This window comes from Glacieibacterium sp. (genome assembly GCF_965200405.1).
GTDB lineage: Bacteria > Pseudomonadota > Alphaproteobacteria > Sphingomonadales > Sphingomonadaceae > Glacieibacterium.
The window spans coordinates 3,443,531-3,461,231 of record NZ_OZ241356.1; the positions used below are offsets into that span (position 1 = coordinate 3,443,531).

The following is a 17,701-nucleotide window of genomic DNA, read 5'->3' on the forward strand; positions in this document are numbered from 1 at the left end:
GGCTTACCAGTGTTCGTTTTGCAGAAGGCCGCGATTGCGGCGGCGATGATGCTTGTTCCAATCATGGCGGAAGCGGCCCAGGCCGATGTCTACGTCTATCGGGGCGCCGGTGCGACGGGCAAGGCGCGGATGGAGCCTTTCATCGACCTGCTCGGGCGCAAGCCTGCCGGCGTGGTGGAATTCGCCGAGAACAGCGACTGGACCCACATGCGCGACTCCATCAACTGGGCCGCGCGATCGTGGGACGGCAGCTATCGGATGATGCAATCCGTACCGATGCTGATGTCGACCGGCACCCTGGCGCAGGGCGCTGCGGGCCAATATGACCAGGAGTTCGCCAAGGTCGCGCAGATGCTGATCGCGAACAAGCAGTCGGATGCGATGATCCGCATCGGCTGGGAGTTCAACGGCGATTGGTACCGCTGGGGCGCGGCGAGCGATCCGACGTCGTGGGTAACCTATTACCAGCGGATCGTCACGGCGATGCGCTCCGTCCCCGGCCAGCAGTTCAAATTCATCTGGAACCCGGCGCTCGGCCGGCAGTCGATCGCCGCCGACCGGGTATATCCCGGTGACGCTTATGTCGATTACATCGGTCTCGACGTCTATAACCAGTCGTGGCGGCCGCAGGACGTCGATCCGGCAACCCGTTGGCAGGGTCTGGTCTCCCAGCCGTACGGGCTCGACTGGCTGAGCAACTTCGCGACGCTGCACGACAAGGCGATCACCCTGCCGGAATGGGGCACGGGAACGCGTCCCGACGGGCATGGCGGCGGCGACGACCCGCTGTTCATCGAGAACATGGCGGCGTGGATCGGCTCTCATAACGTCGCCGCGCACGGCTATTGGGACTACCGCGCCGGCGACTTCGACGGAGAAATCTCGGACGGCGGCCAGCCGTTGAGCGCGGAGGCGTTTCGACTGGCCTTCAATTACGACGCGCAGGCAGCCGTGCCCGAACCCGCCAGCTGGCTGCTGATGATCGCCGGATTTGGCCTGATCGGCACGATGGCACGGCGCCGCGCGGTCGGCGCCATGCCGTGGGTGCCGGCCTGAGCGTTGTCGCGTGCGCCGGGCCGCCGATGCCTCGATGCTCAGGCGGTCTGCATGGTCCGGCGACGACGCATGGTGCTGCCGATCAGCCCGAACCCGGTGATCAGCATCATCCAGGCTGCGGGTTCTGGAACCATGCTGCCGCCGGTGTCGACCTCCACCCCGTCGATCGAATAGCCTTCGCCGGCCCAATAGGTCGGCCTGGTGTACGGTAGTTGCGTCTTGTTGACCGTCGCATAGATGCCCTTGAGCGCCGCCAGGTCGACCTTGTTGGGCGCCAGGTTGGCCAGCGTACCGTTGGTCCCAGCCTTGCCGGAGGGATCGTTGGTATAGTCCATGCAACTGCCGGTATTCTTGTTGGTCGTTATGGTATTGGTGTGCGCCAGGCCAAGTGTATGGCCGATCTCCTGGCACATGGTCAGGGTCCGCCAGGCCGACGTATTGTAGTTCGGCTGGCTGAAGTAATAGTCGTTCATCTTAACGGTCGCTTGGACGATGAAGCCGCCTGCAGTCCATACTGTCGCGTAACCGAGCCAGCCGGTCTTGCCGTAGTTGCCGTTGCAGACCTGGACCCCGCCATAAATCGGATTACAGGCGGAGGGCAACGAACTGCCCGTCATCACGGTGAAATCTATGTTCTTGGCCGTGCTCCACTTGGTCGCCGCGGTCCTCAGATACGGATCCCAGACCGATCCGACGTTGTCGCCCAGACCAATCACGAGCGGACCGGTCCGCGCCCAATGATAGCCGTTCCAAGATTGCGTCAGCGCCTGCGCCGGCGTGACAGCAAGCAATGCGCTAAACAGCGCGGTGCCCTTAAGAACAGATGACAACAGCCGTCGCTGGCTATTCAAGCCAGTGTGTGCATGACCCACGGATATTTCCCCGCCTTAGCGTTTTGTTTGGACCCTAGCCGCCACTTCTGCGTTTGACGGCATGTACGCTTAACAGCCAAGCGGTTGATTGAAACAGGCGAAGCGCCAAGCGGATGCGCTGAAGCGGTGAACTGTGTCCGCGTACCAACTTGTCATGCATTGGAATGCGCTCGCCTAGCGATTTTGGTTTATCAGTAATCGCGATTACGGTATCTTTAGTCAGCAAATGTTCGCCACGATACATACTGAGTGATTCTATAGCTGGGCGGGCTGACTTCTGATCAGTAACTGTGCGACACTACATATGTGAAAAATGTAGCTTTCGCTATTCTTGTTCATGTAGCGTAAATGTTGGATTTGCTGGCGAACATCGGGCATGTTCGTATGACAGCCCGGCGGCGGCCCCGAAACCGACGCTCGACGGTTGCACCGGGACACCTCTAACGGAAAGTGAAAATGGCTGGGCAAAAGGTCGATACCTCGAACTGGGTGCGGCTGGCGCGTGCCGGGGCGATCAACCTGACCTTGCTCAACCTGTCGGCGGCGGCGCCACGCTCCCCTAAGAAGTGGCTGTTCGGGCACCAGGCCGGCATTTTTGCCGGGAACACCAAGTACATGTTCCTGTGGCTGTCGCTATACCGCCCCGACATCGAGGCGGTGTGGATGTCGCACACCCAGAAGACCCATGACCAGTTGATCGCACAGGGCCTCCGCTCGACCCTGAAGAAGTCCTCGGCAGGTATCAGGGCGGCGCTGCAGTCTGGGGTATTCTTCTATTGCCACAGCCTGTTCGACACCAATGCCCGGCTGAGCAAGGGCGCTTACCTGGTCAACCTGTGGCACGGCGTCGGGCTGAAGGCGACGATGTTCGGCGACAAGACCGGAATCATGCACGACTACCGCGCCAACTGGTCGACGCCGCTGGGTCGGACGCTGTTCTATGAATATCTCAAGCAGCCCGACCTGCTGGTGACCACATCCGAATTCACCCAGGCGCATTTCGCCGATCAGTTCATCCTGCCGCCGGAGCGTTGCCCGCCGCTGGGCTATCCGCGGCTCGATGCAGCGGCGGACGAACGCCTGCGGGCGCTGGCGGTGCGGATCGACCAAGGGTTCGGTTTCGAATTCAAAGCCGGCGGCTTCGACGAGACCTATGTCTACATGCCGACATGGCGCGACACCGGCCGCGACTTCCTGGAGCAGGCGCTACCCGATTGGGACCGCATGGCGGCGGTGCTCAAGCAACGGAACGCAGTCCTGTACGTCAAGCTCCACCCATGGACGTTCGACAGCTGGCCGGGCGACCGCGACAACATCCGGCTGTGGCCCGGCGAAGTCGAGGTCTATACCTACCTCGACCAGTTGACCGGCTTGATCACCGACTATTCGTCGATCCATTACGACTATCTGTTCGTCAAGCGGACCGGCAGCATCCTGTACACGTTTGACTATGACAATTACGTCGGCAACGATCACTCGCTGCTCTACCCTTTCGACGACAATACCGCCGGGATCCGCGCCGATACCTTCGAGCAGCTTTGCGAGACGATCGAGAGCGGCGCCGCGCTGGAACCCAGCCCGGCAGTCGACCGGGTCCGCGAGAAGTTCTGGGGCGACAGCCGGCCACCAGTCTCGGGCGACATCGCAGCCTTCGTCGAAGCCCGGCTGGCGGAGCGGCGCTGACTAGAGCCGCTTGACGGTGCCGAAGCGCAGCGGCTTGGCGATGGCGCGCGGCAGCTTCGCCACCAGGCGCCGCGCTCGCATCTTCGCAGTCCAGTCCTGCGACCGGAGCAGCGGCGCAACCTGTTCGAGCAGGGCCGCATTCCCGATCCGGAACGCTGTCTCGAAGATGTCGACGCGCCGCTTCGCAAGGTCGGTATCGAGCGCGGCGACGAAGTCTGCAGGCAGGTCGGAATGCTGTCGGCGCACGAATTCGAAGACCTGCCAGCGCCCGACCTTCTGTGCGGTGAAGGTCCCGGAATCATTGCTCGAATGGACGCGGTAGTCGAGCAGTGGCGCGCGGACGATGCCGAGGTTTCCGGCCGCGAGCAGCCGCACCAGGAACTCGATGTCCTCCGCCGTGATGCCACGCATCCGTGGATCATAGCCGCCGACGCCGAGTGCCAGGTCGCGGCGGAAGATCGTCGAGGACGGATAGGCCGGGATGCGCCGCAGCAGGTTAGCCAGCGGAAACTTGCCGACGAACAGTGCCTCCGTGCCATCGTCGATCGGTCGCAGGAAATCCCAATAGCCTTGCGGGGCTTGTTCGAAATTGGTCTTCGCCTCCCAGACCGGACCGCCCGGCTCGTCACGAAATTTGCGGTGGTCGACGGCAATCACATCGCAGCGCGGGTCGTCCAGCAGTGGCAGCGCAGCCTCGAAATAGGTCGGCTGCAACCGGTCATCGTCGTCGAGGGTCGCGATCCAGCGTCCAGTCGCCGTGGCAAAGCCGGTGTTCCGCGCGATCTGGACCTGATGCGGCTGCGAGCGGATCAGCCTGACCCGGTCGCCGAACGGCGCGAGCACCTGCCCGGGCGCATCGCTGGTGCCGTTATCGACGACGAGGATCTCGCGCACGGCACGGGTCTGCGCCAGCACCGACTCCACCGCCTCGCGCAGGAACCGCGGCCGGTCGTGCGTCGGGATTACGACCGACAGGTCGAGCACGTCAGCCGCCATGGTTCGCGCTCCGGGCCTCAGGATTCACCCGCAGCGAGCGATCGCGCGACGGATCGCGCCCGGTGCGGCGTCGCAACCGCGCCATCGCCACGCCGATCACCAGGTCGCGCATCGCCTCATTCGGATCGAACGACCAGTGCTGACGCGGCGCATAGCCGCCCGACCGGCGCAACTGCGTCCAGGCGCGGTAGCGAGCGGCCACCGATTGTGCGGCGTGCACCTGCCCCCGCCGCCGGTACAAGTCGGCAAGCTGGTCGAACAGCGTCGCGGCGATCGCCGTCGGCTCGCCCTTCGCTTCGCTCAGCAGCGACGCCAGCCGCTCGCTCGACGCGGCATAGCGGCGATAATCGACGAACTTGTCGAACTTCTCGCGCAGCCGGTCGAGTCGAGTCTTGTCGGGGCGCAACACGCCATAGGCATTGCTGCCGTGCTGCCGGTAATCCAGCAGCGTATCGTTGATGTAGCAGGTCGAGCCGAACACCAGGCCCATGAGGTACAGCCATTGGTCGTGCGCCAGCGGATCGCGCTCGTCGAAGAAGTCGATCGACCGCTCGCGCAACTCCGACAATGCCAGCAGCTCGCGGCGAAAGCAGATCGTCAGCCCCTGCGGAAACATCCAGGGACTGGCCCCCATCCGCCCGGCGATCGTATCCGCCGTGCCGTCGAGCTCACGCAGGCGACCGAACGGCTTGCCGTCGCCGTCCACCAGTCGCGCATTGTGATGCACCAGCAGGACAGCCGGATCGGCGAACCGGCGCACCACCTGGCTCAGCTTGTCGGCGCGCCAGACATCGTCCTGGTCGCTGAAAGCGATCAATGCGCTGCTGCACAGCTCCGCCGCCTTCATGAAATTCCGCCGATAGCCAAGGCGCTCGGCATTGACCTTGAAGCGAACTGGAAACGGTGCCGTCTGCGCGAACGCGGCGACCAGCGCCGCCGTGCCATCGGTCGACTGGTCGTCGCAGATCACCAGCTCGGCCGGCAGATGATCCTGCGCCGCAAGGCTGTCGAGCTGCTCGGTCAGGTAACGCTCGCCGTTGAACGTGGCGAGCGCGATCGAGATCAGCATGTACGGCGGCTCGGATCGCGGCTCGCTCCACCAAAACACGCGGCCCAGGCAGCAGCGGCCTTGGGCTGGCGGCCGCCGCGGAACTGCCAGGCGCCGTCGCCGACCGTGATGTCCCAGATATTGACGTTGTGGACGGTGACGCCCTTGTCCCTCGCCTCGCCGAGGACGCGCGCCAGGAACCTCGGGAACTCGGGATCGTCGTTCAACGCCAATGCCCCGTGCGCCGTGCCGGTGCCGGTCTCGTCGACGCCCATTGGCTTGCCATGCAGCTTGGCCATGTCGATGGTCTGCGCGATCGACCAGCCCCAATTGCCGAGCTTGGGCGTGGGAGTGCGCCGCGACGCGTTGGGATAGCGCCAATAATGGGTGCGGTTGTCGAGGCTGGCGGCCCAGCTCTGCCGGTCGGTGGCATCGCCCTTCCCGCCCTTGGTCCAGTCGGCGAGCGTCAGCGGGTACATCGTGTTGTACAGGTCGACCGCGATGACATCGACATAGGCGTCGCCCGGATAAAGGCTCGCCACATCATAACTGGTGTCGTTGATCGCCGCCGGGTTCCAGTGGACCAGTGCCTGGACGTGCTTCGCCTTGCCTTGCCGGTGCAGGATGTCGGCGACATGGCGGAAGGCGGCAACGAAATCTGCCCGCGCGTTCGGTGCCTTGGAGTTGCCCGGCGCCCAGGGCATGAAATTGCCGTTGAATTCATAGGCGATGCGGAAGTCGATGGTCTTGTAGCCGTTGTCCGCATAGGCATCGACGATCCCAGCGTAGACGTCGTCGTACCGACCGGCGATCACGTCCTGGTAAAAGGCGTCGACCTTGCCCCAACCCAGCGTGTTGGACGCCAGCGGCACCCCGACCAGCGGGATCGAGCCCGAGCCCGGCCCGATATAGGCATCGCCGCTCTGCTTGCTCGACCAGGCCGCCCATGATGCCGACTTTGCCCAAGTCTCCGGCGGCTGGCCGAAGTCGGTGAACACGTTGAAATAGCGCGGCCGGGCGCCGCCCATCGCCGCGACGTTCTGGTCGTAGGATTGCTTGAAGCTGCGCATCGCGGCGGGCTCGTTGCCGTTGGCGTTGCCGACGTAGGAGCCCAGGACGACGCGGTTCCTGCCGGCGTCGGCAGCCGCGCTCGCAGGCACTACCGCGAGCGCCGCGACCACGGTCGCGAGCACGGCACAGCCTCGGGCAACGTAGGCCGCCGCTTCAGGTCTTGATGATGTCATAGATCAACCCGCTGGTATCGCTGATCAGGATGCCGAGCGACTTGCGCGCCACCTCGTCGGGATCGAGCAGCGATTCGACCGGCTCGCGACCGAACGCCTTGGTCCGCATCGGCGTCCGCGATCGCTCGGGATTGACGCAATTGACCTTGATGTTCTCGTCGCTCCACTCGTCCGCCAGCGCCTGGGTCAGGTTGACCACGCCGGCCTTGGAGGCGCTGTAGGTCGAGTAGAATGCCCGGCCATAGGTGTAGCTGCTCGACGCGAACAGCATCAGGTGACCGCGCGTCTGGCGCAGATAGTCATAGCTCAGCCGCGCGACGTTCAACGCGCCGAGGAAGTTGGTGTTGACGCTGTCGCGGATCTCGTCGGTGCTCATCGTCGCCAGCGGCTGCCGGGTCAGCGTCGCCGCGGTGTTGATGACGGCGTCGATCTTGCCGTGTTCAGCCGCCGCCTCGGCCAGCGCCTTCTCGACGCTGGCGGCATCACCGATGTCGACCCCGCCCGAGCGGCTGGCGACGGTGATCCTGGCGCCATAGGCCGCGCCCAGCCGGGTGATCGATTCGCCGATGCCGCTGGTGCCGCCGAAGACGACGATCGACTTGTCCTTCAGCTGCGCCAGCGCCAGCGGGCTGCTGTTGGCGCTGAGCCGCTTGCCCGCACCGCTCTGCATGAACTTGTCGATGACGAGCAGGTCGTCGCCATAGGTCAGCTTGAGATTGGTCGTCGCGCCGTCGACGATATAAATGCGGTTCTCCGGTGCGTAGCGCAGCACGACGCCGCAATCATCGGTGGTCTTGAAGTTGCGGTCCTCCAGCGCGCGAGCGTATGCCGCCTTGATCACGCCGTGGTGAAAGCCCTGCGGCGTCTGGCCGAGGCGCACGGTGCTGCGGTCGGGGATGTTCTCGATGGTATTGGTCTGGACGTCGGCGAAGATCACCGTGTCCGACGCCGGAATGGCGGTGTCGACCGCGGCGTAATGGTCGAGCGCCGCGATCACGTCGCTGATGATCTTGTGGCTGACCAGCGGGCGGACCGCATCGTGGAACAACAGGCTGAGCGGTTCGCGCGACGCTTCCTCGTCATAGGATTCGATTGCCGACAGCGACGATTCGTGACGCTCCGAGCCGCCGAGCAGGACGCGGCGGACCTTGGTCACCCGTTCGCGGTTGACCAGCGCCTCGATCTCGTCGACGCAATCGGCACTGGTCACCACCGCGATTTCGTCGACTCCGGGGTGCGACTGGAAGCGTTCCAGCGCATGCGCGATCAGCGGGCGACCACCGAGCTTGATTAACTGCTTGGGGCGTGAAAAACCCGACCGGGTGCCACTACCACCCGCGAGGACGACGGCGACGATCTTCATTGCGGGCCCTGGCTGGGACTACGGAAACCGGGTGTTTGAGTCATTATGTTCATTTCCTTCGATGGCCGCTGCCGGAACAGGCTGCCGGCCGCATGCCGATTGTCGATCGAACGATCTGAACGGCATGAAGTTGACCGGCTCGCCCCAAGTTTTCTTCGGCGGGGCATGAAAGCATGCAACGATCTGCCGGATAGATCGCTGGCCGACTGATGGCTGTCCGCTCCTCGTTCCTCTGGATGGCCATCGGCCAAACCAGCTTCCTCGCCTTGCAGTTCGTCGGCTCGGTGATCGTCGCGCGGCTGCTCGGCCCGTACGACATGGGCGTGTTCGCCGTGGCGATGGCGGTGATCGGCCTGATCAGCGTCGTCCAGATGGTCGGGCTCAACACCTTCCTGATCCGCGAGCCCAAGCTGACCCCGGAAATCGTCGCCACCGCAGCGACGGTAAATCTGGTGATCACCTCGCTGATGGCGGTCGGCATCGCCATAATGGGCCTGATCGGCGGCTCCCTGTTCAAGGAGCCGGGTGTACGCGACATGCTGCTGGTGCTGGCGGTGGTGCCGATCATCGGCCAGTTCGCCTTCGTGCCGAACACGATGCTGGAGCGCGAAGGCTCGTTCCGGACGATCGCCATGGTCAAGATCGGCTCGACCGCGATCGGCCTCGCCATCACCATCGGTCTGGCGATGATGGGCTATCGCTACATGAGCCTCGCCTATAGCCAGGTCGCGACCGCGCTGCTGACCAATGCCGCGATCAACCTGGTGGCGCGCCGGCACATCAGCTTCAAGATGTCGCTCGCACACTGGTCGGCAATGTCGCGGTTCGGCGCACAGATCTTCGCCGTGGCCGGGCTGACCCGGGTTGCCGGCCGGCTGATGGAGCTGACGCTGGGCCGGACGCTCGGCATCGACCAGCTCGGCCTGTACACCCGCGCGTCGAGCAATCATGCGATGGTCTGGGACAGTATCCACGGCATCGTGACGCGCGTCGTGTTCGCCGACTTCTCCCGCTGCGAGCGCGAGGGCGTGCCGCTGCGCGAGCGCTATCTCAAGATCCTCGAGCTGATGACCGGGCTGTTGTGGCCGCTGTTCGCCGGCGTGGCGATCCTGGCGGGCCCGGCGGTTCACCTGATCTACGGTGCCAAGTGGACCGCTGCCGCGCCGCCGCTGGCGCTGCTGTGCATCGCCTCGATGGTGCTGGTCTCGACGACCATGAGCTGGGAGGTCTTCGTCGTCAAAGGCGAGACCGGCCGGCAGGCGCGATTCGAGTTCATCCGCACGGCATTCGGCACTTCGATCTTCGTCGCAGCCTGCTTCTACAGCCTGGAAGCCGCCGCTGCGACGCGCATCGCCGACGCATTGTTCGCGCAGTACCTTTACCGCCCGCACCTCGAGCGGATGACCACTGCCAAGCGCAGCGAGTTCGTCTCGGTCTATGGCCGCAGCGCCATTGCCGGGCTGTTCGCGGTGGCGCCGGCGCTGGCGGTCATGGCCTATTGGCGCTTCTCCACCACGACGCCTTTGCCGCAGCTCGGCGCCGCGGTGGTGGCCGGCGGTATCGCCTGGCTGGTCGCGCTGCGCATGATGGATCACATCATCTATCACGAGCTGCGCACCGTGACCGCGCGGCTCGGCTCGGCAGTGGCGGCGCGGCGCAGGGCCTGAGGCGCCGACCAGATGCACAGCACCGCCGACAGGATGACGAACGGCGGGAACAGCAGATTACCGCCGCCGAACTGAAAATTGACGAAGGCGAACAGCACCACCAGCATGATGTCGCGCCGCCACAACGCCGACACGAAGAACGCCAGGAAGGCGATCAGCCCGAACACGCCATAGTCGATGAACAGCTTGACCACCGGGTTGCCGCTGCCCGGCGTGTAGAACACGGCACGTTCGAACGACCCGGGGCCATAGCCGATCAGCGTGCGCGTCTCGCCCCATACCGCGTCGAAGGCCGAGAACTGGCCGACATAGCGCGCATAGCCGCTGCTGCCCTCGTACTGGACCTCGTTGGCGCGGTCGGCCAAAGCGCTGAACTGGTCGGGAAAGATCGCCCAGACCGCCGCACCCAGCGGCAGAAGCAGGATACCGAACAGCAGGATCCGACCCGATCCGCTGGGCGACACCAGCGGGTACAGCGCACAGGTCAGTCCCAGCGCCAGCATCCCGGTGCCGGCATAGCTGACCAAATACGCCCCGGCATACAGCGGCACAAAGCGCAATTCGCGCCTCACGAACACATCGACCAGCAGCCCCAGCGCCAGCAGTTGCGAGAAGGTGCTCGGCTCCACCAGGAAGAAGCCGTTGGAGCGCAGGACCGACGAGCCATAGGCCAGGATCGGCCAGTAGTTGAACAGCGGCTCGACCAGCACCGGCTTCAGCGCCGGCAACGAGATCATGAACGAGAACAGCTTGATGCCGGCGAACTGCGCGACATACTGGATGAGCCCAAGCACGGCACACAGCCGGACGTAGCGGATGAAGATGTCGAACACCTTCGATCCGTCGAACCGCTGGGTCGGGCCGATGACCAGCCCCATGTACAGCGCCAGCAACGACAGCAGCGATGCGAAGCTGACCTCCGGGATGCGCAGGTCGAAGGTGTTGACCGCGACCAGCGTGCTGACCACGCCGATCGCCGCCGCCAAGGCGAACAGCCCGAACGGCACCGGCCGCAGCGCCGCGCGCCCGGTCACCAGCAGCCAGCCGAGCAGCACGATGAAGACGATCAGGCAAAGGTAGATCGGGCTGGCTCCCACATAGAGGCAAAAGCGCTGCAGGATCAGCGTCGCGAACAGGGCGCCGTGCACGAACCAGCGGCTGGCCCGCGCATCCGCCTCGGCCAGCGTCAGGCCCCGGCGGGGAAAGACTGCGGCGGCGACCTCGGTGCTCATGCGGTGGTTTCCGCGGCACCATGGCCCGGCGCGTGGCTGGTTGCGGTGATCGGCGCATGCGCGTCACCCTCGCGCGGCCCCATGCGGCGCAGCGCCCGGGTCAGCTTGGCCTCGATCCAGATCTGGCTGAAGTGCGCGATCACCAGCACCACCGGCAGCGCCATCAGCGCGAAAAGCAGCTGCGACCATTGCCCGGCCCGCGCGCCGAGTCCGCTCGCCGTCAGCGCCGCCTTGACCGGGCCCATCACCGCCGGTTGCCACAGGTAGAAACTGAAGCTGATCGTCCCCAGCCACTGCAGCGGCGCCGTCCGCAATATCGCGGCGAACGCGCCCTTGCCCGCCGAGATTCCCGCCAGCGCCAGCGCGCCGAGCAGCGCCGTCCCGGCCAGCAGCGGCAGCGCCACCACCCATGATGCCAGCGGCAGGTGCAACGGCGTCACCAGCAGCATGTCGCCGCCATAGTTTAGCTCGATCGCCCGCCAGCCGACCAGGAAGCCCAGCAGCAACAGGAACGGGAGCCGCGATAGCATGCGCACCCCCGGCCAGGCCAGCGCCCCGGCGGCGATCGCCAGCCCGGCTGGAAACAGCACGGCGCGCGGGAACAGCATCAGCAGCGCGGCGCCCAGCACCGCCGCCATCACCACCCAGCGGGTACGGCCGCGTCCGGGCAACACCCAGAACGCCGCGCACAGGGCGTAGAAGGTCAGCTCATAGCCCAGCGACCAGGCCGCCGGATTGAGCATCGGCACCGAGACGAACGGCGGCGGCGCCAGGAAATTCAGCAGCCAATTGCCGAACGACGGCATCCAGCGTCTCGTCGCCAGGCTACCGGCGGTAATGACCAGCAGCGTCAGCCACAGTAACGGCAGGATCCGGCTGACCCGGTCCCAGGCGAAGGAGCGCATCGACGGCGCACGGCGCAGCGCACCCAGGATAACATAGCCGCTGATCCCGAAGAACAGCTCCACACCGAACTTGAAGGCGTTGAGCAGGTACACCGAAAGCCACGACGTCTCGGGCAGCAGGCCCGGCAGGCCCGAGTGGATGATGTGGTAGACGAAGACCATCGACGCAAACAGGCCGCGGGCGCCGTGCACCGTCGGGTTGAAGGCGGCGCGCTCGGCCTTCGCAGCCGTCGCCGGCTGGACGCGGACGGTCTCGTTCATCGCCGTGCTGCTGCGACAGCTACACGCGAACTGCCACTACGCAGGAGCAATCCGACGTGATATGACACTTTGGGGGATCGATCTTGACTGAACAACCAATGGCGCCTGTGCCCAATCTTCAACATGAAATCGCGGCTCCTGCATTCGCAGGAAACGGCGCTAACGTGCTGGCAAGTATCAGCGCGCAGGCCGCCGGCGGGCCGGTCGGACGGGCCGGCCACGGACCGCTGCCACACGCCTTTTATCGCAGCATCAGCCGCCGCTATTGGCTGGCCGCGGTGATTGTCGGTGGCCTGGTCTGGCTGGCCCTGTTCGAGCTGCTCAGGGCCGCCCCGATTCATCCGTAAAACCCTTCCCAGCGCCGATATTCGTGATCGACGTCGTCGATCGCATAGGCAGCGACCGCCTTCATATCGACCTGGGTAGAGACGATTCCGACCGGCCGGACGCCGATCGAGGCGAGACGCTGGATGGCGTTGCGAACCATCGAGATCCGGCTGTGCTTCCAGCGCATCGCCATGATGGTCTGCTCGACATGGCTCATCAGCAGCCGCGACTCGACCGCCATCATCGACGGCGCGGTGTCGATGATCACCAGGTCGAAGAACTCCACGAGGCGCGACATCAGCGACCGCAGCGCCTCCTCGGAGTTGATCTGGGCGTGCTGGAACGGCTTGGCGATGGTCGGCAGGATCCAGGCGCCGCTGCGCTCGTCCTGCATCACGGCGTCCTTCAGCGGCCATTCGCCGGACAGCACGTCGATCAGCCCGACCTTCGGCGTCAGGCCGAGCATCGTCGCGACCTGTGGCCGCCGGATATCGCCGTCGATCAACAACACGCGCCGCCCGCTGATTGCAGCGACGCGCGCCAGGCACACCGACAACGTCGTCTTGCCCTCGCCTGGTCGTGCAGAGGCGATGCCGACGATTCGCGGCCCGTCGTCGCTGGCGTTGCGTTCGATCGACAGCAACAGGCTGCGCATCGACTCGGCAAGCAGCGACATCGGCCGGTCGACGACATAGTCCGCCGGCGGCATGCGCCGGTCGGTGCGCGTCGCGATCGAGGCGACGGTCGGCATGTTGACGAGGTGCGGCAGGCCGATCTGGGTCTCGACGTCGCGCGACGAGATCATCCGCTGGTCGAACAGCTGGAGCAAGGCCACCGCACCGCCGGCCAACACGAACGCCAGCATGCTGCCCAGGACCAGGTTGAGCGCCTTGTTCGGCGCGCTCGGCCGCGTCGGCACCAGCGCGTTCGACAGCATGCGCGCATCGATATCTGCGACCACCGACTGGCTTGCCAGCGCGGTCTGGCGCGCCAGCATGCCGGCATAGTTGGTCCTCAGCGCATCGGCGCGACGCTCCAGCTCGTTCAGGCGGACCGCGGCGTCGGCGTTGCTGGCAAGTGCGCCGCGCGCCCCGCCAAGGATGCCGCTGGCGACGTTGGCACGCTGCGAAGCGACATCGACCCGCGCCTTCAGGTTCGACACGACGCGAGCGATCTCGGCGCGGATCGCCGAATCGATGTCGGCAACTTCCTGCCGGGCCTTGACGACGCTGGGGTGCTCCGGCTGGTAACGCGCGTTCAACTGCGCGAGGTTGGCGCTGGCGACCGCCCGCTGGCTACGCAGTGAATTGACAACGGGCGAGTTCAGCGCCTCGCCGACGTCGTCGCCGGCCGAACCGTGCGACAGCTGCGAGCGCGCGGTGCCGAAGCGGGCACGCTCCTCGGCGAGCGTCATCTCGGCAGTGGCCTGCTGCTGGCGGAACAGCGACTGGTCGCGCTCGGTCAGGGTGACGCCCTCGACACTGAGCAGGCCATTCTGGCGGCGATAGGCGGCGACCGCCTGCTCGGCGTTCTCGACGCGACCGCGCAGGACGTCGAGTTCTCGGCGCAGACCGGCATCGGCGCTGCGCGCCGCGGTCAGGCGGACGTCGCTTTTCGACAGGATGTACTGCTGGGCCAGTTCGTTCGCCAGGCTGGCGGCGACCACCGGGTCGGGGGCGGTGACGCTGACGTTCAGGACGTTGGTGTTGCCCGGGCGGGTGACGCGCGTGTGTCCCTTGACGGCATTCAGCACGGCGGCCGGGGTCGGCGGCGTCGGCGGCATGCCGGTCATCACCTGCTCGACCTGGGGCAGCGGTCCGGCCTTCAGCGCCTGCACCGCGCGGCGCACGACCTCGTTCGACTGGAGGACCTGGATTTCGCTGTTGACCGCCCGGTCCTCCGCACTGGAGTCCGGGATGACCGCGTCGTCCTTGGGCGTGATGTTGAGGATGCGCGAGTTGACCAGCACCGTCGCGTCGGCGGTATACTGCTTGGTGCTCAACAGGGTGTACAGGACGACCGCGCCGAGGATCGTCACGAAGATCACGGCGAAATAGATCCAGCGCCGGCGCAGCGCCGCTCCGGCATGCCGAATGCGATCCTCCAGCGGGATCGCCATTGCCGTCGGCATGAGCTGGGGCGCAACCGGCAGCTGGGCTGCACGGTTCACCTCGACCGGAAGTTGTTCACTCATACTCAGACTCGATAGCGGATGGCGAAGGTCGCACGGTTGCGGTCGAACGCCCGGAACTGATCGACGCCGCGCGAACTCAAGTCGATGAAGTCATAGCCAAAGCGGATCCAGAACGCCCGGCCCAGCTTGTACTCGGCAGTCGCGCCGGCGGTCAGGCGGCGATCACGGCGGTCGATGCCGTTGAAGTTGTCGGTCTCATAACCGATGTTCGCACCCAGGATCAGGTTGCGCAGCAGCTCGTGATCGACCTGGACGGTGCCCGACGTCACCAGATAGCCGGTCGAATTCGGCACGCCCGCGTCGTTGACGCTGCGCTGCAAGGACACGTTCACCGTCGTCAGTTCGGTCGGGAACAGCGTCACCCGCGACGACAATGCCAGTCCGCTGAAGGTCCGGTAGCGCGCGCCCTCGCTCTGCGAATTGACATAGCCAACACCGATCTCGCCGCGCGCCCCGAGCGGCAGCTCGAACCGGGCGCCGCCCAGCACCTGGTAGCGGGTGTTGCCGCGCAGATTGCCGGTGCCGCCGTCGGGCCGGTCATAATTGGTCGCCTCGCGCAGGCCCTGGACGAAATAGGCGAGCGACGGCGACTGGGCGATCTCGGCGCGCAGGCGAAGATTGTAGGTGTCGCGGTCGCGGAAATCCTCGTCGATCACCGGGCCGTTGCGCAGCCGGGCGTCGTCGAAGTTGAAGCGGTCATAGCCGGCTTCACCGCTGACCAGCACGCTGGCGAAGCGTTGCGAGACACCCAGCGCGACGGACTCGTTCTCGTAATGCACCGGCCGCTGGGTCAGCGCGAAGACGGTCTGGCCTTCACGCGATTCGCGGTCGTTCTGATAGCGGGCGACCAGGCGCAGCCGCGTGCTGTCGCCGAACTGCTGGACGCCATATGCCGAGGCGCTGACGGCATCGACGTTCTCGCTGGTCTGGTTGGCGTAGCGGTCGAAGCGGCCGTTGGCCGACAGGGTCAGCGACCGCTGCGACCAGTTCGACTGCAGTATCGCCGTCGGCTCGACACGGAAGAAGGTGTCGGAAACGCGGGCATCGCGCTGGGCAAAGATATTGTCGGAATAATTGGCACTGCCGGTGATGTTCGGTGACAGGGTGAAGGTGCCGATCGGCACGCCAGGCGCCTCGAAACCCGGAATCTGGCGCTCGCGCACCGTCTCGAAGCGTGAGAACCGCACCAGCAGGTCGTCGGGCGGCAGCAACTGTGCGTTCGCCGCCGTCGCGGTGGCGATGGCGAACAGGCTCGCGACGATCTTGTGCAGCTTGCGCCCCATCAGAAGAACCTCTCGAGGACTCGAACCGTGTCACCAGGGCCGACCTGAAGGTCGGACGTCAGACGATAGCGCGTCTCGTCGGCCTCGCCAAAGCGCTGGATGGCGACGGTCTGGTGGTTGGCGCGGTAGGTGAAGCCGCCCGCCGTCGCGACTGCGGCATTGACCGTCAGGCCGACGCGGTACGGGTATTGGCCGGACTTGTTGACCTCGCCCAGGACATAGAACGGCCGGTAGTTCGCCATGTCGACGCTGACCTTGGGGTCCTTCAGGTAGCGCGCGCCGAGGCGCTCGGTGATGCGCTGCCGCAACTGGGTCAGCGTCAGGCCGTTGACCGGGATGGCACCGACCAGCGGCAGCGGCAGATTGCCGTCGCTGCCGATCAGAAACTCACCGCTGACGTCGGGCTCGCCGAAGACGATGACCTTGACGCGGTCGTCGGGCGCCAGCCGGTAGACGGGCACGACCATCGCGCCGCTAGCCGACGGAGCCGGGTCGTTTGCACAACCCGCCAACGCCAACGTCATGGCCATGATCAGCCCGCTCAGCCACCGTACCATCATCCATTCTCCGCCTGGGTGGATCGAACGCGTGAAGCGGCCTCATCGCCCAGATCGGGGCCGCGGAAGATTTCGGCGAGGAAGCCACTGCCCCAAGCCATGTGCATCGTCGCCGCCGCGGCGCCCGCCAGCAGCGTGCAGGGTTCGGGCGTCTTGACGAACAACGCCAGCGACGCCGCTGCCAGCCCGAGCAGGTACAACGCCGGTAACAGCAGCGCCGGCAACCAGAACACCGCCAGCAGCAGCGACGCGACCAGCGCGACCACCAGCACCGGCGGCAGCATCTGGCGCGCCCGCAACCGCTCGCCGTGCTTGCGGTAATTCTGCGCCCTGCCCTGTCCGTAGCGTCGATATTGCTTGAACAGCTTGCCCAGCGTGGCGCGCGGCAAATAATCGACCTGCAGTTCGGACGCGAGCCAGATCCGCCCGCCCGCCGCGCGGACCCGCCGGTCGAACTCGGCGTCCTCGTTGGCGATGAAGCTCTCGTCATAGCCGCCCAGCCGCTCGAACATCGCCCGGTCGATGCCGGCGTGATGGCCATGATCGACGAAGCCCGCCGGGCCGCCGACGCGGTGCGCCGCGCCGCCGGTGCCGATCCGGCTGTTCGATGCCGCCGCGACCCCGCGCTGCATGCAGCCCAGTCCGATCGTCCGCAGCCCGACACTGACCATCGACGCCGAGGTCGCGGCAAAGGCGGCGACGATCCGCGGCACGAAGTCGTCGGGGTAGAAGGCGTGGGCGTCGATCCGGACGATGATATCCGCCCGCCGGTCCGCCTTGGCGACTGCCAGGTTGATCCCCGCCGACTGGATGCGCGCCGGGTTGTCGATCACCCGGACGCGCGGGTCCGTGAGTGCGGCCTCGCCGGCGATCGCGCGCGTCGCATCGGTGCTGCCGCCGTCGGTGACGATGATCTCCACGACCAGCTCCGAGCGCAGCTTGGCAAGCTGCGCCAGCAGGCCACCGATGCGCTCGGCCTCGTTCAGCGTCGGGATGATGACCGCAGCGGGCAT

At 65.8% G+C, this 17,701-nt stretch carries 15 protein-coding genes; 4 read left to right on the plus strand and 11 right to left on the minus strand.

The annotated features are described in order from the left end of the window. The first annotated feature begins 45 nt into the window (after positions 1-45). A complete protein-coding gene (locus ACOFKW_RS16210) occupies positions 46-1,056 on the plus strand; it encodes a PEPxxWA-CTERM sorting domain-containing protein (protein WP_419815158.1) in 1,011 nt (336 codons plus the stop codon). A gap of 38 nt (positions 1,057-1,094) precedes the next feature. Here the strand turns inward: ACOFKW_RS16210 and ACOFKW_RS16215 are convergent, their stop codons facing one another. Next, complete coding sequence (locus ACOFKW_RS16215; protein WP_419815159.1) at positions 1,095-1,886, minus strand: PEPxxWA-CTERM sorting domain-containing protein; 792 nt, start codon at positions 1,884-1,886, stop codon at positions 1,095-1,097. 498 nt (positions 1,887-2,384) lie between these two features. Here ACOFKW_RS16215 and ACOFKW_RS16220 point away from each other — a divergent pair, with 498 nt between their 5' ends. Further along, positions 2,385-3,611 (plus strand): CDP-glycerol glycerophosphotransferase family protein, encoded by a 1,227-nt coding sequence (locus ACOFKW_RS16220; protein ID WP_419815160.1) that lies wholly within the window; start codon positions 2,385-2,387, stop codon positions 3,609-3,611. On the opposite strand, the gene ACOFKW_RS16225 is transcribed toward ACOFKW_RS16220, so the two are convergent. The 4 genes from ACOFKW_RS16225 to ACOFKW_RS16240 are packed head-to-tail and all read right to left on the minus strand — an operon-like array spanning position 3,612 to position 8,262. After that, positions 3,612-4,607 (minus strand): glycosyltransferase family 2 protein, encoded by a 996-nt coding sequence (locus ACOFKW_RS16225; RefSeq protein ID WP_419815161.1) that lies wholly within the window; start codon positions 4,605-4,607, stop codon positions 3,612-3,614. It lies immediately after the preceding gene. Continuing rightward, on the minus strand, positions 4,597-5,676 hold the full coding sequence (locus tag ACOFKW_RS16230; RefSeq protein WP_419815162.1) for a glycosyltransferase family 2 protein: 1,080 nt from the start codon (positions 5,674-5,676) through the stop codon (positions 4,597-4,599). The genes ACOFKW_RS16225 and ACOFKW_RS16230 overlap by 11 nt, the downstream gene beginning before the upstream one ends. After that, positions 5,670-6,848, minus strand: a complete 1,179-nt coding sequence (locus tag ACOFKW_RS16235; protein WP_419815163.1) for a glycosyl hydrolase — start codon at positions 6,846-6,848, stop codon at positions 5,670-5,672. Before ACOFKW_RS16235 ends, ACOFKW_RS16230 begins: the two co-directional genes overlap by 7 nt. 31 nt (positions 6,849-6,879) lie before the next feature. Next, the gene (locus tag ACOFKW_RS16240) at positions 6,880-8,262 is read right to left on the minus strand and encodes an SDR family NAD(P)-dependent oxidoreductase (protein WP_419815164.1); all 1,383 of its coding nucleotides are present in this window, start codon (positions 8,260-8,262) and stop codon (positions 6,880-6,882) included. Between the two features lie 236 nt (positions 8,263-8,498). Here ACOFKW_RS16240 and ACOFKW_RS16245 point away from each other — a divergent pair, with 236 nt between their 5' ends. Then, complete coding sequence (locus ACOFKW_RS16245; protein WP_419815165.1) at positions 8,499-9,929, plus strand: oligosaccharide flippase family protein; 1,431 nt, start codon at positions 8,499-8,501, stop codon at positions 9,927-9,929. Here the strand turns inward: ACOFKW_RS16245 and ACOFKW_RS16250 are convergent. Next, complete coding sequence (locus ACOFKW_RS16250) at positions 9,866-11,161, minus strand: hypothetical protein (protein ID WP_419815166.1); 1,296 nt, start codon at positions 11,159-11,161, stop codon at positions 9,866-9,868. The two genes, ACOFKW_RS16245 and ACOFKW_RS16250, sit on opposite strands and share 64 nt — an antisense overlap. After that, positions 11,158-12,327 carry an acyltransferase family protein gene (locus tag ACOFKW_RS16255; protein ID WP_419815167.1) on the minus strand — a complete coding sequence of 390 codons (1,170 nt, stop codon included), beginning with the start codon at positions 12,325-12,327 and terminating at the stop codon, positions 11,158-11,160. The genes ACOFKW_RS16250 and ACOFKW_RS16255 overlap by 4 nt, the downstream gene beginning before the upstream one ends. 164 nt (positions 12,328-12,491) lie before the next feature. Here ACOFKW_RS16255 and ACOFKW_RS16260 point away from each other — a divergent pair, with 164 nt between their 5' ends. Further along, complete coding sequence (locus ACOFKW_RS16260; RefSeq protein WP_419815168.1) at positions 12,492-12,674, plus strand: hypothetical protein; 183 nt, start codon at positions 12,492-12,494, stop codon at positions 12,672-12,674. Here ACOFKW_RS16260 and ACOFKW_RS16265 read toward each other — a convergent pair. Genes ACOFKW_RS16265 through ACOFKW_RS16280 form a run of 4 tightly spaced genes read right to left on the minus strand, consistent with a single transcriptional unit; the run spans position 12,665 to position 17,701 of the window. Beyond that, complete coding sequence (locus ACOFKW_RS16265; protein ID WP_419815169.1) at positions 12,665-14,848, minus strand: GumC family protein; 2,184 nt, start codon at positions 14,846-14,848, stop codon at positions 12,665-12,667. The two genes, ACOFKW_RS16260 and ACOFKW_RS16265, sit on opposite strands and share 10 nt — an antisense overlap. A gap of 2 nt (positions 14,849-14,850) precedes the next feature. Beyond that, positions 14,851-16,131: an outer membrane beta-barrel protein gene (locus ACOFKW_RS16270; RefSeq protein ID WP_419815170.1), complete on the minus strand. Its 1,281-nt coding sequence runs from the start codon at positions 16,129-16,131 to the stop codon at positions 14,851-14,853. Beyond that, positions 16,131-16,691 (minus strand): polysaccharide biosynthesis/export family protein, encoded by a 561-nt coding sequence (locus ACOFKW_RS16275; RefSeq protein WP_419815171.1) that lies wholly within the window; start codon positions 16,689-16,691, stop codon positions 16,131-16,133. The genes ACOFKW_RS16270 and ACOFKW_RS16275 overlap by 1 nt, the downstream gene beginning before the upstream one ends. Continuing rightward, positions 16,688-17,701, minus strand: coding sequence for a glycosyltransferase family 2 protein (locus ACOFKW_RS16280; RefSeq protein ID WP_419815172.1), 1,014 nt, complete (start codon positions 17,699-17,701; stop codon positions 16,688-16,690). The genes ACOFKW_RS16275 and ACOFKW_RS16280 overlap by 4 nt, the downstream gene beginning before the upstream one ends.

Bases quoted from the DNA above. Each gene is read 5' to 3' on its own strand.
- ACOFKW_RS16280 (WP_419815172.1), bottom strand. From the start codon at position 17,701: ATGCCCGCTGCGGTCATCATCCCGACGCTGAACGAGGCCGAGCGCATC.
- ACOFKW_RS16255 (WP_419815167.1), bottom strand. From the start codon at position 12,327: ATGAACGAGACCGTCCGCGTCCAGCCGGCGACGGCTGCGAAGGCCGAG.
- ACOFKW_RS16240 (WP_419815164.1), bottom strand. From the start codon at position 8,262: ATGAAGATCGTCGCCGTCGTCCTCGCGGGTGGTAGTGGCACCCGGTCG.
- ACOFKW_RS16210 (WP_419815158.1), top strand. From the start codon at position 46: ATGATGCTTGTTCCAATCATGGCGGAAGCGGCCCAGGCCGATGTCTAC.
- ACOFKW_RS16270 (WP_419815170.1), bottom strand. From the start codon at position 16,131: ATGGGGCGCAAGCTGCACAAGATCGTCGCGAGCCTGTTCGCCATCGCC.
- ACOFKW_RS16245 (WP_419815165.1), top strand. From the start codon at position 8,499: ATGGCCATCGGCCAAACCAGCTTCCTCGCCTTGCAGTTCGTCGGCTCG.
- ACOFKW_RS16250 (WP_419815166.1), bottom strand. From the start codon at position 11,161: ATGAGCACCGAGGTCGCCGCCGCAGTCTTTCCCCGCCGGGGCCTGACG.
- ACOFKW_RS16265 (WP_419815169.1), bottom strand. From the start codon at position 14,848: ATGAGTGAACAACTTCCGGTCGAGGTGAACCGTGCAGCCCAGCTGCCG.
- ACOFKW_RS16275 (WP_419815171.1), bottom strand. From the start codon at position 16,691: ATGATGGTACGGTGGCTGAGCGGGCTGATCATGGCCATGACGTTGGCG.
- ACOFKW_RS16220 (WP_419815160.1), top strand. From the start codon at position 2,385: ATGGCTGGGCAAAAGGTCGATACCTCGAACTGGGTGCGGCTGGCGCGT.
- ACOFKW_RS16225 (WP_419815161.1), bottom strand. From the start codon at position 4,607: ATGGCGGCTGACGTGCTCGACCTGTCGGTCGTAATCCCGACGCACGAC.
- ACOFKW_RS16230 (WP_419815162.1), bottom strand. From the start codon at position 5,676: ATGCTGATCTCGATCGCGCTCGCCACGTTCAACGGCGAGCGTTACCTG.